General features: G+C 63.4%; 18 protein-coding genes. 2 read left to right on the forward strand and 16 right to left on the reverse strand.

Annotated elements, in window-relative coordinates; all coding sequences use genetic code 11:
- From MUO32_RS01995 to MUO32_RS02015, 5 genes are all read right to left on the reverse strand, one after another.
- Positions 1-924, reverse strand: coding sequence for a carbohydrate ABC transporter permease (locus MUO32_RS01995; RefSeq protein WP_257946555.1), 924 nt, complete (start codon positions 922-924; stop codon positions 1-3).
- 146 nt (positions 925-1,070) lie between these two features.
- Positions 1,071-2,330, reverse strand: a complete 1,260-nt coding sequence (locus tag MUO32_RS02000; RefSeq protein WP_257946556.1) for a sugar ABC transporter substrate-binding protein — start codon at positions 2,328-2,330, stop codon at positions 1,071-1,073.
- A gap of 38 nt (positions 2,331-2,368) precedes the next feature.
- Positions 2,369-3,541: a PLP-dependent transferase gene (locus MUO32_RS02005; protein WP_257946557.1), complete on the reverse strand. Its 1,173-nt coding sequence runs from the start codon at positions 3,539-3,541 to the stop codon at positions 2,369-2,371.
- Positions 3,538-4,260 (reverse strand): FadR/GntR family transcriptional regulator, encoded by a 723-nt coding sequence (locus tag MUO32_RS02010; protein ID WP_257946558.1) that lies wholly within the window; start codon positions 4,258-4,260, stop codon positions 3,538-3,540. The genes MUO32_RS02005 and MUO32_RS02010 overlap by 4 nt, the downstream gene beginning before the upstream one ends.
- A gap of 178 nt (positions 4,261-4,438) precedes the next feature.
- On the reverse strand, positions 4,439-5,377 hold the full coding sequence (locus MUO32_RS02015; protein WP_257946559.1) for an ATP-grasp fold amidoligase family protein: 939 nt from the start codon (positions 5,375-5,377) through the stop codon (positions 4,439-4,441).
- Positions 5,378-5,465: 88 nt separating this feature from the next.
- On the opposite strand from MUO32_RS02015, the gene MUO32_RS02020 reads away from it, so the two are divergent.
- Positions 5,466-6,974 (forward strand): lipopolysaccharide biosynthesis protein, encoded by a 1,509-nt coding sequence (locus tag MUO32_RS02020; protein ID WP_257946560.1) that lies wholly within the window; start codon positions 5,466-5,468, stop codon positions 6,972-6,974.
- Positions 6,975-6,980: 6 nt separating this feature from the next.
- Here MUO32_RS02020 and MUO32_RS02025 read toward each other — a convergent pair whose 3' ends face one another.
- The 8 genes from MUO32_RS02025 to MUO32_RS02060 form a co-directional block, all read right to left on the reverse strand.
- On the reverse strand, positions 6,981-8,156 hold the full coding sequence (locus tag MUO32_RS02025; protein ID WP_257946561.1) for a polysaccharide biosynthesis protein GumK: 1,176 nt from the start codon (positions 8,154-8,156) through the stop codon (positions 6,981-6,983).
- Positions 8,157-8,225: 69 nt separating this feature from the next.
- Positions 8,226-8,624, reverse strand: coding sequence for a monovalent cation/H(+) antiporter subunit G (mnhG, locus tag MUO32_RS02030; RefSeq protein WP_257946562.1), 399 nt, complete (start codon positions 8,622-8,624; stop codon positions 8,226-8,228).
- Complete coding sequence (locus tag MUO32_RS02035; RefSeq protein ID WP_257946563.1) at positions 8,621-8,902, reverse strand: K+/H+ antiporter subunit F; 282 nt, start codon at positions 8,900-8,902, stop codon at positions 8,621-8,623. Before MUO32_RS02035 ends, mnhG begins: the two co-directional genes overlap by 4 nt.
- The gene (locus tag MUO32_RS02040) at positions 8,899-9,375 is read right to left on the reverse strand and encodes a Na+/H+ antiporter subunit E (protein ID WP_257946564.1); all 477 of its coding nucleotides are present in this window, start codon (positions 9,373-9,375) and stop codon (positions 8,899-8,901) included. Before MUO32_RS02040 ends, MUO32_RS02035 begins: the two co-directional genes overlap by 4 nt.
- 1 nt (position 9,376) lies before the next feature.
- Positions 9,377-11,008, reverse strand: coding sequence for a monovalent cation/H+ antiporter subunit D (locus MUO32_RS02045; protein WP_257946565.1), 1,632 nt, complete (start codon positions 11,006-11,008; stop codon positions 9,377-9,379).
- Positions 11,005-11,343 (reverse strand): Na+/H+ antiporter subunit C, encoded by a 339-nt coding sequence (locus MUO32_RS02050; protein ID WP_117370310.1) that lies wholly within the window; start codon positions 11,341-11,343, stop codon positions 11,005-11,007. The genes MUO32_RS02045 and MUO32_RS02050 overlap by 4 nt, the downstream gene beginning before the upstream one ends.
- A complete protein-coding gene (locus MUO32_RS02055) occupies positions 11,343-14,261 on the reverse strand; it encodes a monovalent cation/H+ antiporter subunit A (protein ID WP_257946566.1) in 2,919 nt (972 codons plus the stop codon). Before MUO32_RS02055 ends, MUO32_RS02050 begins: the two co-directional genes overlap by 1 nt.
- Positions 14,262-14,362: 101 nt before the next feature.
- On the reverse strand, positions 14,363-14,620 hold the full coding sequence (locus tag MUO32_RS02060; protein WP_257946567.1) for a hypothetical protein: 258 nt from the start codon (positions 14,618-14,620) through the stop codon (positions 14,363-14,365).
- 521 nt (positions 14,621-15,141) lie between these two features.
- Here MUO32_RS02060 and MUO32_RS29360 point away from each other — a divergent pair.
- Positions 15,142-15,459 (forward strand): DUF2934 domain-containing protein, encoded by a 318-nt coding sequence (locus MUO32_RS29360; protein ID WP_257946568.1) that lies wholly within the window; start codon positions 15,142-15,144, stop codon positions 15,457-15,459.
- Here MUO32_RS29360 and MUO32_RS02070 read toward each other — a convergent pair whose 3' ends face one another.
- From MUO32_RS02070 to MUO32_RS02080, 3 genes are read right to left on the reverse strand one after another with little or no spacing between them, the layout of a single operon-like run.
- Positions 15,460-16,506, reverse strand: coding sequence for a glutathione synthase (locus MUO32_RS02070; RefSeq protein WP_257946569.1), 1,047 nt, complete (start codon positions 16,504-16,506; stop codon positions 15,460-15,462).
- An 11-nt stretch (positions 16,507-16,517) separates the two neighbouring features.
- Positions 16,518-18,413 carry a flavohemoglobin expression-modulating QEGLA motif protein gene (locus MUO32_RS02075; RefSeq protein WP_257946570.1) on the reverse strand — a complete coding sequence of 632 codons (1,896 nt, stop codon included), beginning with the start codon at positions 18,411-18,413 and terminating at the stop codon, positions 16,518-16,520.
- Complete coding sequence (locus MUO32_RS02080) at positions 18,410-19,222, reverse strand: N-formylglutamate amidohydrolase (RefSeq protein ID WP_257946571.1); 813 nt, start codon at positions 19,220-19,222, stop codon at positions 18,410-18,412. Before MUO32_RS02080 ends, MUO32_RS02075 begins: the two co-directional genes overlap by 4 nt.
- Positions 19,223-19,253 lie beyond the last annotated feature (31 nt).

Consider the following 19,253-nt stretch of genomic DNA (forward strand, 5'->3'; position numbering starts at 1 on the left):
TCACCCCTTGTTCAGCAGCGTCTGCCGCAGCAGCACGATCAGCAGCGAATAGACGAGTAGAAGGACGAGCAGCACGAGGGCGATTGCCGAGGCGTAGCCGAAGTCGAGCCGTTTGAAGGCCTGCGTGAAGATGTAGCTTGCAACGATCTGCGTGCGGTCCGCCGGTCCGCCATTGGTCATGACGATGATCAAGTCGGCGAAGTTGGAGACCCAGACCGTGCGCAAGAGAACGGTGATGGCGATGGTGGGCGCCAGGAACGGCAGCGTGATCGAGACGAAGCGCTGTACCGGCCCCGCCCCATCTATGCTCGCGGCCTCATAGAGATCGCGCGGGATCGCCTGAAGTGCGGCCAGCAGCGTGATCGCGAAGAAGGGAATGCCCCACCAGACATTGGCGGCGATCGGCCCCCACATGGCGAGATGCGGATCGGAGAGGATGTTGTTCGGCGCATCGAGAATGCCGAGCGCATGGAGCCAGTGCGGCAGCGGACCGATGACCGGATTGAACATCCACGCCCAGTTGAGACCGGCCAGGAAGCTCGGCACCGCCCAGGGCAGAAACACCAGCGCCTGCACGAGGCCGCGACCGGCGAAGGGCTTGTCGAGCAAAAGCGCGAGGATGAGCCCGAAGATGAACTGCAGGAAGACCGAAGCCCCCGTCCACCACAGCGTGTTGCGCAACGCCCGGAAAAAGGCCTGGTCCTGCCCGAGCGCGCGAAAATGATCGAGCCCGATGAAGCCGCCGGAAAACGGGTTGAGCAGCTGGATATCCCGGAAGGCATAGGAAATGCCGAGCGCCAGCGGCACCAGCATGACGCCGATGATCAGGACAAGCGCGGGCGCGCTGTAAAGATAGGGTTCCGACGCATCGGCGATCCGCTTCCGGAGCGGTTTTGCGGCGTGCGGATGGGCAGCAAAGGTCATCGTCTCGCTTCCCTTGGGGCCTTTAAGCGATTCCGGGCGCGAAATCGCTGCGCACTTTGCCGGAATTGCTTGAGGTGGCGGGGCGTTTCAAAAGGGTGAATGTCTCCGGGCGGAGCCTCGTATCTCCGCCCGGAGTTTCCTCAGGCCTATTTCTTGGCGAGGAACTTCTGCTGCGCCTTGGTCAGGTAGTCGGCCCACTGGTTGGCGAGGTCTTCCGGCGTGATATCGCCGAGAAGCGCCTCCTGCGTGGTCTTGATCGCCATGGAATCCTTGAAGAAGGCGAATTCCTCGAGGTAGGTCGGCATGACGGTCAGCACGACATCCTTATCGGCAAGCTCGTCGAACCAGCCCTTGAACTGCTCGCTGGCATAGAACGGGTCTTTTTCCGCCGACTTGTGAACCGGCAGCGCGCCGGTGCGCTTGTTCCACTCGATGTTGCCCTCGGGGCTTTCCAGCGCCTCGATGAGCTTCCAGGACAGGTCCTTGTTCTGGCTGGAGGACAACATCGACCAGCCGGCGAAGCCGATCGTCGTGAAGGCCTTGCCGCTCGGCCCCTTCGGCATGGTGGTGACGCCGAAGTCTTCCGGCTTCATGCGTTCCGCGATGGCGATGAGCGCATCCGGGTCCTGGTCGAGGAAGGCGCAGGTGCCGCCGTAGAAGCCGGCAACGATTTCGTTGAAGCCCCAGTTGACGCTGTCCTTCGGTGCTAGACCCTTCTTGTAGAGATCGATGACCCAGGTCAGGCCCTTGACCCAGCCTTCCTCGTTCATCGTCGAGGTGCCGTCTTCGTTGAAGAATTTGTTGGAGCCGGCCATCGTTGCGCCGAACATCACCCAGCCGTTCAGGCCGCCCGGACCGCCGCGAAGGCAATACCCCGACTTGCCGGGCAGCTTGGCCACGGCTTCCGACGCCTTGACGAAATCGTCCATGGTCTTCGGTGGCTCGGAAACCCCGGCCTCGGCGAGCAGCTTCTTGTTGTAGAACATGGCGCGCAGGTAGAAGCCGTAGGGCAGCATGTAGGCGGTGTCGTTGACGTCGCGGCCGAGTTCCAGCGCACGTTCGGTCAGGCCGCCGGTATGCTCCCACGTCTTCAGATAGGGTTCGAGGCTTTCGAGCATGCCGTTATTGGCATAGAGCGACAGCCAGGTGTCGGGCATTTCCATGACGTCAGGCACTTCCCCGGCCGAGACCATGGTGGCGAACTTCTGGAACGCCTCGCCCCAGGGCAGCGAGATGATCTCGACCTTGGTGCCGGGGTTCGCAGCTTCGAACTTGCCCACGATGGATTTCAGCGTCTCGGTGCGCTCGGGGCTGGTGATCACCTCGACCAGCTTCAGCGTCGTATCGGCCAGCGCGCTCGTCGCCATCAACGAGGTGAGCAGGGCTGCGGTCAAAAGTCTCTTCATGGTCGTTCCCTCTTTTCTGGTTGCTTCGGATTTTGACGTCAGGCTTCGGTCGCGGCTGAGATCGCCGTTTCCAGATCACTCCACAGAGCCTCGGTTCCCTCCAGGCCGATATGGAGACGCACGGACCGCGCGTGGATGCCGAAGGCATGCGCGGAATTGGGCTGGGCCTTCTGCTCCAGCACGACCTCGCCCGGCACGATCAGGCTCTCGTGCCCGCCCCAGGAGACGCCGAGCTTGAAGAGCTTGAGGCGATCGGCAAAGGCGCGGATATCCACGCCCTCGCGGAAGATGAAGGAAAACAGGCCGGATGTGCCGTTAAGGCCCGGCGGCAGGCGATTGGCGAGCGCGGGATGGCAGACCGTCTCGACGACATCGAGCGCCTGCAGGCGCCTGGCGATCTCGAGCCCCGCAGCCTCGTGCGCCTTCATGCGGATCGGCAGGGTTCGAAGGCCGCGGATCAGCAGCCAGGCATCGAAGGGCGACAGCTTCCCGCCGAGATAAGGATAGGCCTCCGCGCGGATGCGGCCGACCAGTTCCTTCGATCCGGTGACGATGCCCGCGACGACGTCGCTGTGGCCGCCAAGATATTTCGAGGCCGAATGCAGCACGAGATCGACGCCGAGCGTCAGCGGGCGCTGGAAGATCGGGCTTGCCCAGCTGTTGTCGATGACGCTGACGACGCCGTGGCGCTTGGCGAGTGCGGCGAGCGCGCCGACGTCGTGCGCCTCCATCACCCAGCTCGTCGGGCTTTCGAGATAGAGCAGCTTGGCGCCCGGCAGGGCTTTGGCCACCGCCTCCTCGTCGCGCCCGTCGACATAGGTCACCTCGATCTTCATGCGTTTCAGATGCGTGCCGAACAGGCGGAAGGCATCCGGGTAGCAATGACGGACGGCAACGATGCGGTCGCCCGGTTCAACGAAAGAGAGCACGGTGGAGGAGATCGCCGCCATGCCGCTGGCAAAGCCCAGCGCATCCTCGCCGCCTTCAAGCTTGGCCAGCATTTCTTCGAAGGCGCGCACCGTCGGGTTGAGGCCGCGTGTGTAGATCGGCCGCACGATCTCGCCGCGATAGGCGGCGACCATCTCGTCATAGCTGCCGAAGGTGAAGAGCGAGGTCTGCACGATCGGCGGCACCACCGCCTCGAAGGCGTTCGCCTCGTCATGGGCGACGATGAGGGAGGCAAAGTCGAACGGATCGGCTCCGTTGGTCATCGGGACATTTCCTTGATGTCTTCCTCGACGACGTCGAGAATCTTGAGGGTTTCGATGCGCGCGGTCTCGGGGTCCTGCGCGGCGATCGCATTGAAGAGCGTGCGGTGGAACGGGAAGGAGCGCCGGGCGAAATCCTGCCGGTCGAACGGTTCTTCCCAGAAACGCTCGAAGGCATCGCGCATCTGTTCCAGAAGCTGCCTGAACAGCGGGTTGTGCGTCGCGTCGTAGATGGCGAGGTGGAAGGCGAGGTCTTCCGGGCCGGACGTGCCCTTGGCAATATGGACCCGCTCCATCTCGTCGAGCTTTTCCTCGATGATGACGAGATCTTCGGCCGTACGGCGCCGCGCCGCCACCATGTTCGCCTCGCATTCGATGCCGCGGCGAACTTCCAGCGTCTGAAGAAGGATGTCGCGCAGATGCGCGGCATCGAAGGAGAGCGGCATGTGCACGGTCGCCGTGGTGATCGGCTTCAGGAGATAGGTGCCGCTGCCCTTGCGGCTTTCGATGACGCCGAGCGCCTGGAAATGGCGGATCGCCTCGCGGATCGTCGAACGCCCGACCACAAGCGCCGCCATCAGCTCGCGCTCGGCCGGCAGCCGGTCGCCCGCCTTCAGGCTTGCCCGGTCGATGTAGGAGGCCAGCGCCTCCGTCACCTGCCGCGCACGGTCGATGGGCGGCAACGGCGCTATCTGCGGCCTGCTGCTCGGTTCCGCTGGCATGACGCCAATTCCCCTGTTTGATGTCAGCTTCTCAAATTGGTCTGACATCTTAGCATTATGCGACACCCCTCCCCTGTCAAGAGGTTAGTCATCGGCAAGCAGGCTGATCACCCATGAAAAAGCAAAAGGCCGATCCATGCGGATCGGCCTGTCAGCAAGGGCAAGTAGGCGGTTTGGATCAGGCAGCGTTGGGGATCTTGAAGCCGAGGGTCCATTTCTCGCCGAGCAGGCGATCATAGTCCGCCGGATCGAACCGCATGAACCCGCCGTCCGGATAGAGCGTCACTTCCCCGAGCCGAACCCAGTCGTCGCTGGCATAGAGATCGATCCTGAGGAAATCGAAATCACGCCCGACCGCCTCGACGATGCGCATCATCTCGTCGAATCGCGCGGGCTTCGGCACCTCGCCCGGATACGCCTCGAGATAGTCCGGATCATGGAGCGGCAGGCGGACCCAGTCCGGCGTGTAGTGGCAGGCATAGCCCTTGCCGTCGACGCGCATGTTCACCTCGATATGCGAAACGACACCATCGAAGGTGAAGAAGCGATAATCCCACGGCACGCCGCCATCGACAACCAGCATTGCCTCGATCAGGACCTGCGGCTCAACCGCGCTGTAGGCCCATTCACGATTGTAATGCGCGTGATCGAGCTTCAGCCAGGCCGGCGCCGGATTGTCTTCGAGAAGGCGACGTATGTCCGCTTGCGTGTAGAGGAACCGGCCCTGCGTGCTCGCATGGGTCGGCTTCACCACCGCCGGCAGCGACACCTTCGTCCAGTCCACCGCCGCTAGGTCGGTTCCGACCCAGTAGGTCGGCGTCACATAGGCGTGACCGAGCTTTTCCGCGACGAAGGCTTTCACGCCCGCCTTGTCGACCAGCATGGCGTAGATCGGCTTGCGATCGTAGAGCTTGCGCGCCTGAACCTTCTCGCAGAACGTCCGGGGACGATCGATGTCGGGCCATTCGCCCTTGATGACCCAGTATTTCAGCTTCAGGTAAAGTTTATCCGGCAGCGGCGCAATCACGCGCCAGATCAGATGGTGAAACATCTGCTTGAGCGACCGCGACTGGGAGCCGGGAATAAGGAATGTCTCCTCGCGGACCGGTTTCTCCATGATCGCCTCAGATACCTTTATTTTGCCGTCCCCCACCAATGCCCGGCTTTATTTAATTCAAAGTTATCTTTTCGTGAGAAAAGGGCGAATGACCAGCGTTCTCGGCTCCTCCCTGCTCAACCTGGCGGCAACGCTCGTCTCGCTGGTCGCAGGCTTCCTCGTCAGCGTCATCACAGCGCGCGTGCTCGGCCCGGCGGGCTCGGGCCTGGTTGCCTATGCGATGTGGGTCATCGTCTGCGCGGCCGCAGTGGCGGATCGCGGTTTCCCGCAACTGGTGTTGCGCTACGTGGCAGCCGTAAGCGACCGGGGCGACAACGCCTGGGCGCCGCTCGTGCGCCGCGCCTTCACCGTCTTTCTCCCGGCGGTCGCCGTCGCCTTCCTCCTGTTCCTCGCCTATGGCGTCCATCACCATGTGTCGGGCGCACCCGCCTCCTGGCTCTGGATCGGCGCAAGCCTGCTGTTCCTCGCCTATACGCTGTCGGCCTTTTCCATCGCTGTCGCCCGTGGGCGCGGACGCTTCGGCGAGGTGGCCGCCACCACCGTTGTCGGCAGCCTGTTCCAGGTGCCGGTCGTTTTCGCCGGCGCCGTCATCATCGGCCCCGGTGGTGCGCTGCTCGGAATGCTGACGCGCTACCTGCCGCAGGTTTTCTGCCTTGCCAGGCACCTCGACCGCCGAACACCTGCCCCACCCGCGGCCCTGACGCCGGAAATGCACGCCTATCGGCGCAGCATGTGGACCAACGATGCGATCGACATCGTCGTCCTCACACGCATCGAATTCCTGGTTGTCGGCTATTTCCTTGGCGATGCGGATATCGGTTACTTCGCTGCAGCAATCGTCTTCTCGGGCCTGGTCAGCCAGTTGACGCTTCAGCTTTCGCCGGCCTTCCTGGTCGGCCTTGCCGCGCGCGCCGCCACCGACGGCGCCGCTCCACCCAGCGCGCTCTATCGCAATTGCCTGCGGTTCGCGGCGCTTTTCGTCATGCCGCTGGGCATCGGCGGGGCCGCGATCATCCCCGCGCTCATCCCGGTCGTCTTCGGCGCGGACTTCGCCCCGGCGGCGAATGCCGGCGTGCTCTTCATGCTCGCCTCGGTGCCGGCGGGTCTTGCGGTCGTGCCCTGGTCCTATCTTGCGGCGCGCGAGCAAGGCAACCGGCTGCTCAGGGTGACAGTCGCTTCCGCCGTCCTCGTCTTCATCCTGCTCGTCATCGCCGTTCCCTCGGCCGGCCTGCTCGGCGCGGGATCGGCGCGCATCATTGCCGAGAGCCTGACGCTCGGGCTTCTGCTGATGGCGGTCGGCTCCCATGGCGGCCCCACCGTGCCCTGGGGCGCCCTCGCCCGCACATTCGTCGCGGCAAGCGCATGCGGCGGCGTCGCTTTCGCCGTGACGATCCTGCTGCCGGGCCCTGTGGGGCTGCCGGTCGCCGTGGCCCTCGGAGCGCTCGTCTATGCCGTTGCGGCGCGGATGCTGCGGTTGATTGCCTCCGACGAGGCGGCGCGGATCGTCGACATGGTCGAGGGGCGGTTGCCGGGCGGCCTTCGTCCGCTCGCGCGTCGCATCGCCGGTCTCATTGCGCCTGCGCCAGGTCCCGGCTGATCGTTTTCAGGCGTGCACCGTGGCAAGTGTCTGCCGCGCCACGTCATCCCAGGTCAGGATGCCGTCGCGATAGGCCTCGCTATGCGGCCAGGCAAGGGCGGCGTCGATGATCGCCCGCCAATCGTTCCGCGCATCCAGCGAATAGGTGATCTCGTTCCCGCGAGAGACCGGGATGATATCGGGCAGGATGACCGGCAGGCGACAATAGGCATATTGCAGGAGTTTCAGGCTCGATTCCGCCAGGTAGACATCGCTGCTCTTCACCCGGTAGGGCGCAAGGCCGATATCGGCATGCCGGATATAGGCCGCCAGCGCCTCGAAGGAGTGTTCGCCGTGCACCCGGACATTGCGCGGCACATCGCCAGACCAGCGTATGCCGAAAAGATGGAAAGTCACATCCGGCGCGGCGGCGGCCATTCCATCGATGGGAATCTGATCGAAAAGCATGTCGCCGACCGCGATCGCATTGCAGCTGCCCGCAGGATAGGGCGAGACCACCGCGCGGTCGAAAACCTCGGCTTCAATGCCCTGCGGCACGAAATGCACCTTGCCACCGGGGGGCAGCATCTCACCCAGGCGACGCGAGGGAACGCAGACGCTGTCAAAGAACCCGATGCCCCGTTCTTCGACAGCACGCAGATAGGGTGCGGCTCCGACACTTCGCAGCAGGTCGCGACAGAAATAGAGAAGCTTGGCCCCAGGGTTCAGCCGGCGCACGAGATCGAGGAAGACGACGGGTGTGCCGCTTTCGATCACCACGAGATCGGCACTCTCGATCTTTTGGCGGACGAATGCGGGAAGGTGGCGCCCGTAGAGGGCAAAGAGCGGTTTCACCAGTACGTTGACGAGCGGCTTGCCGGTGCTGAAGGCGTGCAATGGCGGCAGATAGGCGCCAGCAAACAACCGCGGCTCGACTTCGGCGTAGCGATTGCCCTGTGCGCGGCGCAGCGCTTCAAGACGCTCCTTCTGCTTGAAGCGGCTCATCCAGCTGTGCCCGACCGTGGTGAAGCAGACCTCGTCGCCGGCAGCGGCCCAGCGGCGCGCCACGAAATGGATGCTCGCTTTCCGAAAGCCGTTCAGGAAGACATGCGACGACAGGATGACGATCCTCCTGCCATCAAGCGTAGGCGTCCCCCGTATCGACGTCTCGCGATCGACGGAAATTGAGCGACTGTGGTCCATGCGAAAAAGGTATACGAAACAACCTTAACATTACCGGAATAAGGCGGGCGAGTTTTCGCACGCCTTCGGTCAGTCCGCCCCGGCTGCCGCGCCGTCCCCTTCCCCGGTTTCCGCGGGCGCCTCTCCCGGAACACCGGGATTTCCTTCGACCCGGTCCCTGTGCAGGGTCGCGCGGGCGAGCAGCATCAGCGTCACCGGCGTTGTGACCGTCACGAAAATCCCGATCAAAATCTCGTGAACGACAAGCCTTGTGGACAGCACCGTGAAGAAGATCATCGAGGCCATGACGATGCCGCCGGTGCCCCAGCTCGTACCAAGCGTCGGCGCGTGGATGCGTTCGTAAAACGTCGGCAGGCGCACAAAGCCGATCGTGCCGATCAGCGTCAGGCCCGCACCGATGACGAGGAAGAAGGAAACGGCAAGGGCGGCCCAGGCCGGCAGGTCGGCTGCATGCTCGATAGTGCTCATTCGATCACCTCCCCGCGCATCAGGAATTTGGCGAGCGCCACCGTGGCGACGAAGCCGAGCATGCCGATGACGAGCGAAGCCTCGAAATAGATGACCTTGCCGGTGCGAATGCCGAAGACCATCAGGAGCAGCATCGAGTTCACATAGAGCGTATCGAGCGCCAGGACGCGGTCCTGCGCGCGGGGTCCGCGCGACATGCGCAAGGCCGCAAGCGCCATGGCGACGACCAGGCACACCTGCGCAAACATCATGGACCAGGAGAGGATCATCTGGCTCATTCGAAAATCTCCATCAGCAGCGCCTCGTAGCGCCCCTTGATCAGGGCCTGCCATTCCGCCTCGTCGACGAGATCGAGAACATGGATCAGCACGGTCCGGCTGAGTGAATTGTATTCAAGCCAGGCAGTGCCCGGCGTGCTCGTCACCACGACGGCCAGGACGGCGAGCGCCGTCGGGCTCTGCAGGTCGAGCGGCACGGTGATGAACCCCGACTTGAAGCGTTTTCCGCGCCCCGCGACCAGGATGGAGGCAACCGCGATGTTCGAGCGCACGATATCGTAGAGCACGATGGCGACGAGTTTCGGCAGCAGGTACCATTTCGGCATGCGCGGCTTGGCCGGGCGCAGCGACGCCATGCCCCAGGAGGTAAAGACCGCGACGATACTGCCCAAAATGAGATGGCCGAGCGTAAACCCGTTGAGGGCGAGCCACATGAGGACGAGCGAGGCACTGAGCAGCGGATAGGGCAGCATGTCAGATCCCTCCCCCGCCATCCGGCCCGCTCGCCTCCGCGACACCGGCACGACGCGCATTGATCACGGCGTCGATATAGGTGCCGGGCTGCTGCAGGTTGCGCACGGTCTCCTCCATGTAGTGCATCGCCGGGCCGGCCTTGATCGTCAGTGTCAAGGTGAGCGCGATCAGAAGCATGACCGGTGCCATTTCCATGACGAGAACGCGTGGCACCGTTCCTTCCATGGAGGCCCAGAAGGTGCGGATGCCGGCACGCGTCATCGAGATCAGTGCCGCAAGACCCGACAGGATAAGCAGAGCGACGATCCACCAGACGGAGGCAGGGATCGGCTGGTCGGCCGCGGCTCCCGTACCGATCATACCCGTCAGCATCGCGAATTTCGCGACGAAGCCGGACAGAGGCGGCAGGCCGGACAGAAGGATGCCGCAGGCGGCAAAGCAGATGCCGAGCACCGCGATCGTTCCCGGCATGGTGACGCCGACCTCGACCTCCTGCTCCTCCTCGTCGGCGTCGCCATAGGCTTCCATGGTGACGGCAAGAACCGAGGCGCCGGCATCCTGACCGCGCTCGACGAGTTCGATCAGCATGAAGAAGGCGCCGATCGTCAGCGTGGAGCTGACCATGTAGAAGAGCGCACCCGCGGTGACCTCGCCATTGCTGAGGCCGAGAACGGCGAGCAGCGTGCCGGACGACACGAGCACGCTGTAACTCGCCAGACGCCCGAGCGCCTGGGATGCAAGCACGCCGATCGTGCCGAAGGCGATGGTCGCCATGCCGCCATAGAGCAGGACGTTGAGCCCGAGACCGGCCGAATCGCCCTGCCCGAAGACGAGCAGCGACAGTCGCAGGATGACGTAGATTCCGACCTTGCTCATGATGGCGAAGATGCCGGCAACGGGCGCCGCCGCCGCGCTATAGGCACCGGGCAGCCAGAAATTCAGCGGCCACATGCCGGCCTTGATGAGGAAGACGACGCCGAGAATGGCGGCACCCGCCTCCAGCAGCATGCGCCGCTCACCCTCGATTTCGCCGATGCGCATGGCGAGGTCGGCCATGTTGAGCGTGCCCGCGGAGCCGTAGATCGCGCTGACGCCGATCAGGAAGCAGAGCGCGGCGGCGAGGTTGACGGCGATGTAGTGCAGGCCCGCCTTGACGCGCATGGGGCCGGAGCCGTGCATCAGAAGCCCGTAGGAGGCGGCGAGCATCACCTCGAAGAAGACGAAGAGATTGAAGAGGTCCCCCGTCAGGAAAGCGCCGTTGAGGCCCATCAGCAGGAACTGGAACAGCGAGTGGAAATGCGCACCGGCGGCGTGCCAGCGGGCCAGCGCGAAGACCAGCGCCGGAATGGCGAGGATTGAGGCGAGAACCAGCATCAGCGCCGAGAGCCGGTCGACGACCAGAACGATGCCGAAAGGCGCCGGCCAGTTGCCCAGCAGATAGACGCCTTCGAAATCGCCGCCATTGGCCAGCCGGAACAGGTTGATCGCGACGGCCGCCAGCGCCAGGGACGAGACGACGCTGATCATGGCTTTGACGACGCGCTGACGCTCGTCGAAGAACAGGAGAAGGGCACCCGCGATCAGCGGGATGACGATCGGCGCAATGATGAGATGTTGCTGCCAGCCGCTCATTTCGGCTGCTCCCGGCCATCGACATGGTCCGTGCCGGTAAGCCCGCGAGCGGCGAGCAGGACCACGAGGAAGAGCGCCGTCGTCGCAAACCCGATGACGATCGCGGTCAGCACCAGCGCCTGCGGTACGGGGTCCGTCAGCGTCGAGACGTCGACGCCTTCGCCAAGCAGCGGCGCGGCATTGGACTTCACCCCGCCGACCCCGAAGATGAAGAGGTTGACGGCATAGGAGAGTAGCGACAGGCCGATGATGACCTGATAGGTGCGTGGGCGCAGGATCAGCCAGACGCCCGATCCCGTCATGATACCGATACCGATTGCGAGAACGAGTTCCATCAGGCTTCCTCCGCCTTGGGGGCGTCGAGACTACGGACCCGATGCATGCGTACGGACTGGTGGGCGAGTGCGATGAGGATCAGCACCGTCGCGCCGACCACGAGCGAGAAGACGCCGAGATCGAAGAGGAGCGCGCTTGCCGCCGGCACCTTGCCGATGAACGGCACCTCTATGTATTGCGAATGGGTCGTCAGGAACGGATAGCCGAACAGCCAGGCGCCCATGCCGGTCATCGCGGACATCAGGAGGCCGAAACCCATCCAGCGCAGTGGCAGGATGCGCAGACGGTCCTCCGCCCAGCGCACGCCGCCCGCCAGATATTGCAGCAGGAAGGCGATCGCCATGGTGATACCGGCGGCAAAGCCGCCGCCCGGCAGATCATGGCCGCGCATGATGAGGTAGACCGAGAAGGTCGCGATCACGGGGAACATCCACTGCATGATGACCGAGGGAACGAGCAGATAGTCGCGCACCGTGTCGCCGGCCGAACGCTCGGGGCGCTCCGCGTCGAAAGCATTCTGAATGCGCTGCTGCTCCGGTTTTTCGATGCTGTCGGGCGCCGGGCGGAAGCGGCGCAGCAGCGCGAAGACCGTCAGCGCCACGATGGCCAGAACCGCGATCTCGCCCATCGTGTCGAAGCCGCGGAAATCGACGAGGATGACGTTGACGACGTTGCGCCCGCCGCCTTCGCTATAGGCCTTGTCTAGGAAATAACTTGCGATCGCATCCGGCACCGGCTGCGTCATGATCGCATAGGAGAACAGGAACATGCCGAAGCCGCAGGAAATCGCGAGCAGGAAGTCGCGGAAGCGGCGACTGCGCGCGGCAAACGAGACGGAATTGTCGACCTTCTCCGAGCGCTTCGGCAGCCAGCGCAGGCCGAGGAGCAGGAGAACCGTGGTAACGATCTCCACGACGAGCTGCGTGATGGCAAGATCGGGCGCCGAGAGCCAGACGAAGGTGATGCAGGTGGTGATGCCCGCGCCGCCCAGCAGCACCAGGGCTGCGAGTCGGTGGTACTTTGCCTGATAGGCCGCCCCGAGAGCGCAGAAGGCGCCGATGCACCAGACGGCGGCGAAGATCGGGTCGATATCATCGAAGGACAATGGCTTGGGAGAAAAGCCCGCGAGATAAAGCGATACCGCACCGGCCAGGAAGCCCGCGGCCGCGATGAGGCGAAGCTGCGGCTGGAGATGGCGCGTGCCGAGATTGCTTTCCAGCCAGCGCGCCCACTTCCAGGAAACGGTGACGAGAACACGCTCGAAAATACGCTGGCCGCCGAGATGCCGGAAAAGCGGCGGCCCGTCGTCGCATTTGGCGAGATAGTCCTTCATCACGAAATAGAGCGCCCCGCCGCCGACGAGCGCGATGAGGCTCATGATCAGCGGCGTGTTGATACCGTGCCAGACGGCAAGGCTGTATTCCGGCGTGCGGTCGCCGAGAACGGAGACGACGGCAGAATGCAGGAACGGGCCGATCGACAGGCTCGGAATGATGCCGACGACGAGGCAGGCGAGCACGAGGAATTCGATGGGGAAGCGCATCCAGTGCGGCGGCTCATGCGGCTTCGGCTTGGGCAGATCCGTCGGCTCCGGGCCGAAGAAAACCATGTGGATGAAGCGCAGCGAGTAGGCGACAGAGAAGGCACCGGCAAGCGTCGCGACATAGGGCAGGATGCGGTCGAGCACGGAATCGGCATGCGTTTCCACGGCTTCCGCGAAGAACATTTCCTTGGAGATGAAGCCGTTGAGCAGCGGCACGCCGGCCATGGCCGCACTCGCCACCATGGCGAGCGTGCCCGTTATCGGCAGGTATTTGAGCAATCCGCTTAATCGTCGCATGTCGCGCGTGCCGGTCTCGTGGTCGATGATGCCGGCGGCCATGAAGAGCGAAGCCTTGAAGGTGGCGTGGTTCATCATGTGGAAGATCGCAGCGACCGCCGCGAGGGGGCTGCCGAGACTGAGCAGCGTGGTGATGAGGCCCAGATGGCTGATCGTCGAATAGGCGAGCAGGCCCTTCAGGTCCTGCTGGAACATGGCGAAATAGGCGCCGAGCAAAAGCGTGCTGATGCCGGCGATGCCGACCAGCATGAACCACTCATAGGTGCCCGACAAAGCCGGCCAGAACCGCACCAGCAGGAAGACTCCCGCCTTCACCATGGTCGCGGAATGCAGATAGGCCGAAACGGGCGTTGGTGCCGCCATGGCATTCGGCAGCCAGAAATGGAACGGCACCTGCGCGCTCTTGGTCAGCGCACCGATGAGGATGAGGACGAGCGCCGTCAGATACAGCGGATGCGCCTTGATCAGGTCGCCCGAAGCCAGGACGACATCGAGGTCGTAGCTGCCGACGATATGGCCGAGCACGAGCAGGCCGGCCAGCAGGCAGAAGCCGCCGATGCCGGTGATCGTCAGCGCCATGCGCGCGCCATCGCGCGCGGCGGCGTTGTGGTGCCAGTAGCTGATCAGCAGGAAGGAGAAGATGCTCGTCAGTTCCCAGAACACCGAAAGCAGGATGATGTTGCCCGACAGCACGATGCCGAGCATCGACCCCATGAAGGCGAGCAGGAACGAGAAGAAGCGCGGAACCGGATCCTCCTCGGACATGTAGTAGCGCGCATAGAGAACGACGAGGAAGCCGATGCCGGTAATGAGCATGGCGAAGAGCCAGGCGAAACCATCCATCCGCAACGTGACGTTCAGGCCGAGCTGCGGCAGCCATTCGAGATCCAGCCGCACCTTGCCGCCCGCGCGAACCGCGGGATAGAGCGAGGCCGTCAGGACGAGCGCGGCAAGGGTCACCGCACCCGACATGCGCGCCGCAAGGACACGCGAATCGGTCCTGAGCAGGATGGTCGCGGCAAGGCTTCCCGCAAAGGGAAGGCAGACCAGCAGGACCAGAATCATGTCACCTGTCATCGTTTGGTCGATCGCTTTCGAACGTCAGAGCGTCTCTGGAATGCCGCTAACCGGCACCATCGGAAAGGCCGCGCGATCAAGCTTTGCGATCGAGGCAGCCGTCAGGCGAAAAACACAGGAGGGGCACGCGCGCCCCGCGTCTCGATATTGCCCTTGCCGGCCCCGCCGGGCGAAACCATGGCAACGATAAGCTTGTCCACAGTCTGCGAACGACGCGCGAAATCTTCCGGCGGACAGGCTAGATCGACGCCGCCTCGCGCCAGAGAGGCGACCTTGCCCGCACCGGTGCGCTTGCGGCAGTCCCGCTCGTTCGTGGAAGACGCATATCCCGCAGGCTTCTGCGTGCCGTAACGAAGCACTTTTGCGGCGGCGCCTGCGGCAGATGGCGCCGGCAGCGTGGTTATCAACAGAAGAAAGCAGGTGAACGCTGTGCAAAAGAGGCCAAGAGCCCGACGAACCGGTCGATGCTGTTGCCTTGTTGCTGTCAAACGCCCTGCCTCTCGATGCCGTTGCCCAGGTTGAATATTCTCTCGTCCGGACAATACGTTGGCGGGATCGGCACTGTCCACCCGCAAGCGGAAAACTTTTGCGAAATCACGCCGATTTATCGCACTTCGCGCAAGGAATTCCTTGACCGGCCTTGCTTGGGGAAAGGATGTGGCCGGTGCGCGCCTTGATGCCCTGTGCCTTTCGGCGCATCCTAGCGAAGCGAATCGCATGAAGCAGACCTGCTCCAGAAAGGGCCGCGCCCGGAGCGAAGGTGCGTCGAGTATCTGGATTTGCTGCTCGCCCGGCCGTCCAGCGAGTTCCGTGTTCCGGTTCTGCCTGCACATCCGCAGCATCGGCACGGCGTCAGTTCACTCTCAAACGGGGATACACGATGACGGATGCACGCAAGGAATGGATCAGCAAACGGGCCTATTCGATCTGGGAGGCGTCAGGCCGGCCCGATGGCGATGACAATGCCCATTGGGAACAGGCCGTGCGCGAGCGCGACGAATTCGAGCGCGTGGCCCTGGAGCCGGAGGCAGCGCCCACGAAATCTGCGAAAAAGCCGCTGATCCAGATTTCCAACGGCACGGACACAGAGGCTGCGAAGCCGAAGAAGAAAACCGCCAGCGCCGAAAAACCGGCCGCTGCCGCCAAGGCGGCCGCGAAAGCGAAATCCGTCAAGGCGGCGAACAGCAAACCGATCTGATCAGAGCGTCGCCAGGATCCTGTTGGCGATCGCCCCTTCATAAGCATCGCGCTGGGTGACCTTGTTCTCCAGCGCGACAATGACGTTTTCGGAAAAATCCACGCCGTAGAGATCGAACATCGCGCTCAACCCGCCTGGCGTGAAGACGTTGATTTCCAGAATCTTGTCGCCGACGATGTCCAGGCCGACGAGGAACATGCCATCCTCCACCAGCTTGGGCCGCACCATCTCGGCAATCGCCAGAATTTCCGGCGTGATCTCCACTTTCACCGCCGTGCCTGCGGCATGGATGTTGGAACGGACCTCGCCTTTTGCCGGCACGCGACGGATCGCGGCATAGGTGCCATCCTTCTCGAGCGGGCGGCCGTTCATCAGGAAGAGGCGGATATCGCCCTCGGTCGCAGCAGCCAGATAGTTCTGTGCGATCAGGTAACCCTCTCCGCTGACGGCCTCGAAAATCTGGTTCAGGTTGGCTTCGCCGGTCGAGCCGATCTTGAAGACGTTCTTGCCGCCGGAGCCCTGCAACGGCTTCATGATCACGCCCTCCTTGTGCAGGTCGATAAAACCGCGGATCTCTTCGATGCTCTTGGAAATCAGCGTCTGCGGCCGCACGGCCTGCGGAAAACCCTGGAAATAGAGCTTGTTCTGGGCGAGCGACAGGCCATCGGGATCATTCACCACAAGCGTGCCCCGTGCGGCGGCCAGCCGCCCGAACATCGCCCCGACATGGGCCGCCCAGGGGCGGCCGTCGGCGTCGAGCGACGGGTCGTTGCGCAGGAACAGGACGTCGACCTCGGAGATATCCATGGTCTCGATTGTCGCCTCATCGCCCTGAAGGGCGGCGTGAAAACTTTCGGCTTTCCTGTAGCGCTTGCCCGGCAGCACACGGCCGCGCACGGAAAGACTGTCATCTGCCCTGAGCACAAAGTCGCCAGGCGTCAGGTAGCAGATATCGTGGCCCCGCGAGAGCGCGGCCATGGCAAGCGAGGTTGTGGTGAAGGTCGGGGTCTCGTCTTCGATCGAATTGACGAAAAAGGCGATACGCATGGTTGCTCTCCTCAAGCTTCGAGCATGGCAAGGGGGGTGAGGCCGTCACGGGCGCGCTCCAGCCTTGCACGCCCGCGTTCGGTTTCGAGACAAAGGGGCCGCAGGACGGGCGCCTTCAGCAGGCCACGCGCTCCGAGTTCTTCCATCACGGTGAAATCGGCGGCGGAAATCTTGCCCATCCAGAACGGATCGAGCGCGCCCCCTGCCTTCAGGTGACTGAGCAGAGACAGGAGCCCGCGCAGATAGATCGCATCCTTGGCAAGTCCTCCGCCGCGAAAGACGCGCAGCAGCAGGCCGAAGGCGGTTTCCGCATCGAAACCATGCCGCCCCGTCAAAAGCCGGAAGCCTTCGACGAAGGAGGCGCCCGACAGCATGAGATCGCAGCCGATGACGCGTGCAGCAAGCAGCCGCAGCCGTTCCGGCGTGAAACCACCGGCCAGGAATTCGGCAAAGACCGCAAGCCCCTCCTGCATGCCCTCATAGCCGGCAAGGCCGGTGCGAAAGACACGCAGCCCCTGCGCCGAGCCGTTGAAATAGGTCAGAAGATGCACGCCCACTTCATGGCTCAGGAGGGCATCGACGCGATGCCGCATCATGCGCGTGCGGCGGGAGATGAGCAGCCGTGGCCCGGAAACGAGAAGGCCGGGCGGCACGTCGTCGCGAAGCTCGATCGCCGCGTCAAAACCCTCATAGCGCCGCTGGTAGTCCGTCATCATCGTTCGGGCGCGGTGCTCGACAAAAAAGCAGTCGACGACCTCATCGTCATCGGATGTGAGTGCAGATAGGCGGCTTGCCTCTCCCGTGCCCTCAAGAACCTCTCGCGCGGCCTTGAGCAGCGACGGTTCGACCGGGCCGTAGAGCGCACGGCCGAACTCGACGAAACGCGCTTTTTCCCGATGGCCGATGATCGTCAGCTGCAGATCGAGTTCCTGCTGCTTTTCGCGGTAGATCTGGTGCAGGACTGGGTCTTCGAGATGGTCTAGCGAAATCGAATAGAGCCGGCGCTTTTCCCGCTCCACCAGAAGGCTCAGCGGCCGGTAGAGGAAGCGCGGGGGCTTGTCGTGATGATTTGCCTTGAACTCTTTCCAGGCAGCGCTCGCATTGATCGGCGTCACGCAGAGCAGGAAATCGAAGCTGGAGGCGACATCGTCCATGCCGCGATCCGCCCGCTCCACCGCATCGACAAAGGCCTTGCGGCCGAAGGCGCGGTAGGTGACCGGTTTGGGAAAACCATCAGCATCGAGAAAGGCGGCAACGGCATGCAGGCCGGCATCGAGGAAATTGCCGACGAGGCGTTCGCGCAGATCCGGATAGGTCGCATCCGATCCGGTGACGCGGTAGATCGGCGCAAAACGCAGCGTGACGAGCGGCAGGCGCAATTTCAGAAGATCCGGGCGCGCGCACGGATCCTCCTGCGCCTCGCAGAGATCGACATGCGGCGTGCGGAATCGCGCGTCGAAGGCTTTGATCGCCGCCTCGAAAGCCTTCATCGCCCGATTTGCCGCAATGCCGCGTGTCGATGAAAGGCTCACTTCGAACGGCTGGAGGAAAGGGGCATCGTCGGAGAGCAGCCGGTCGCGCTCCAGTTCGTCGATATCAACAAGCAAGAAAGTCCCGAACACCTTGCGCAGGACCGTGGCGATTGGCCCGATCAGCTTCACGGCCTCTTCGAGATCTGCAGCCAGCAGGTGGGAGGCATTGGCGCTTGCCACCTCGCGCGCCACGATATGCCTCTCCGGATCACCGACATGGAGGAAGAGAAAGGGTTGCGGGCGGTCGATATGCAGGCGCCCACCTTCGAACTCGCGACGCACCGGTTTGCCGGCCTCCAGTGCTTCGATCACGTCCTCGACGAGGCTCTTTTCCGTCTTCGCGCGCGGCGTGCGCGCCGCCTTAGCTGGGCTCATACAACCTCCCGCAGCGCACTTTCGAGCACAGGCACCGAAGCGGCGATGAGGGAGCGGAGCGCAGAAATTGCCTGCCAGTCCGGCACGCCGGTCCATTCGTCCATGAAGATTTTCTTGAACTCAACGGCGATGGCACAGCCGCTTACCGGAAAGCGCTCATGGATGAAGCGGGTCTGCTCGCCGCGCCCCTGGAAGGCGACATTCTCACGCACATCGAGCCGGCGCCCGAGGAAATCGTAGTCAGCGCAGAAATCCATGAACGCATCGACGACCGGCGCCCAGCGGGTACGATCCATGGAGATCGTACCGATATTGATTTCAGGCGCATCGGCCGTCGCAGTCGGCATGCCGGACGCCCCGTCACGGCGATGGTTATAGCTGTGGATGTCGAGCACCACGAAGGCGCCATACTGTGCCTCCACGCCGCGCAGGTAGTTTTCGAGCATGCCGTAATAGGCGTCATGCAATGCAAGGCTTTCTGCAAGGTCGGCGCCGGACAACGGCTCGCGCCAGACGTTCAGGCCCCAGGCCTGCTCGGGCCGCTGATAGACCGCAATGTCCCGCGCGCGATTGAGATCGATCTCGAAACGCGAGCGCTGGAAAACGATGCGGTTGGCGAGGTCATGGATGGTTTCGGCGGTGAAGGGATCCTCCTCGCGCAGGCGCTCGTCGTCTTCGAGCGCCATCCTGGAAAGAAGGTTTTCCCGAACGGAGTGACCATTGTGAATAGCGGTGCCGACGATCGGCGACGGCCCGCGCGAGGTCATCCACCACACATGGTCGCCGGTAAATTCGCTATCGTCCAACATGCGCGGCCGCTCCAGCTCCAACTGCACCAGG

Origin of the sequence: Shinella sp. CPCC 101442, assembly GCF_024704725.1 — a bacterium.
Lineage (GTDB): Bacteria > Pseudomonadota > Alphaproteobacteria > Rhizobiales > Rhizobiaceae > Shinella.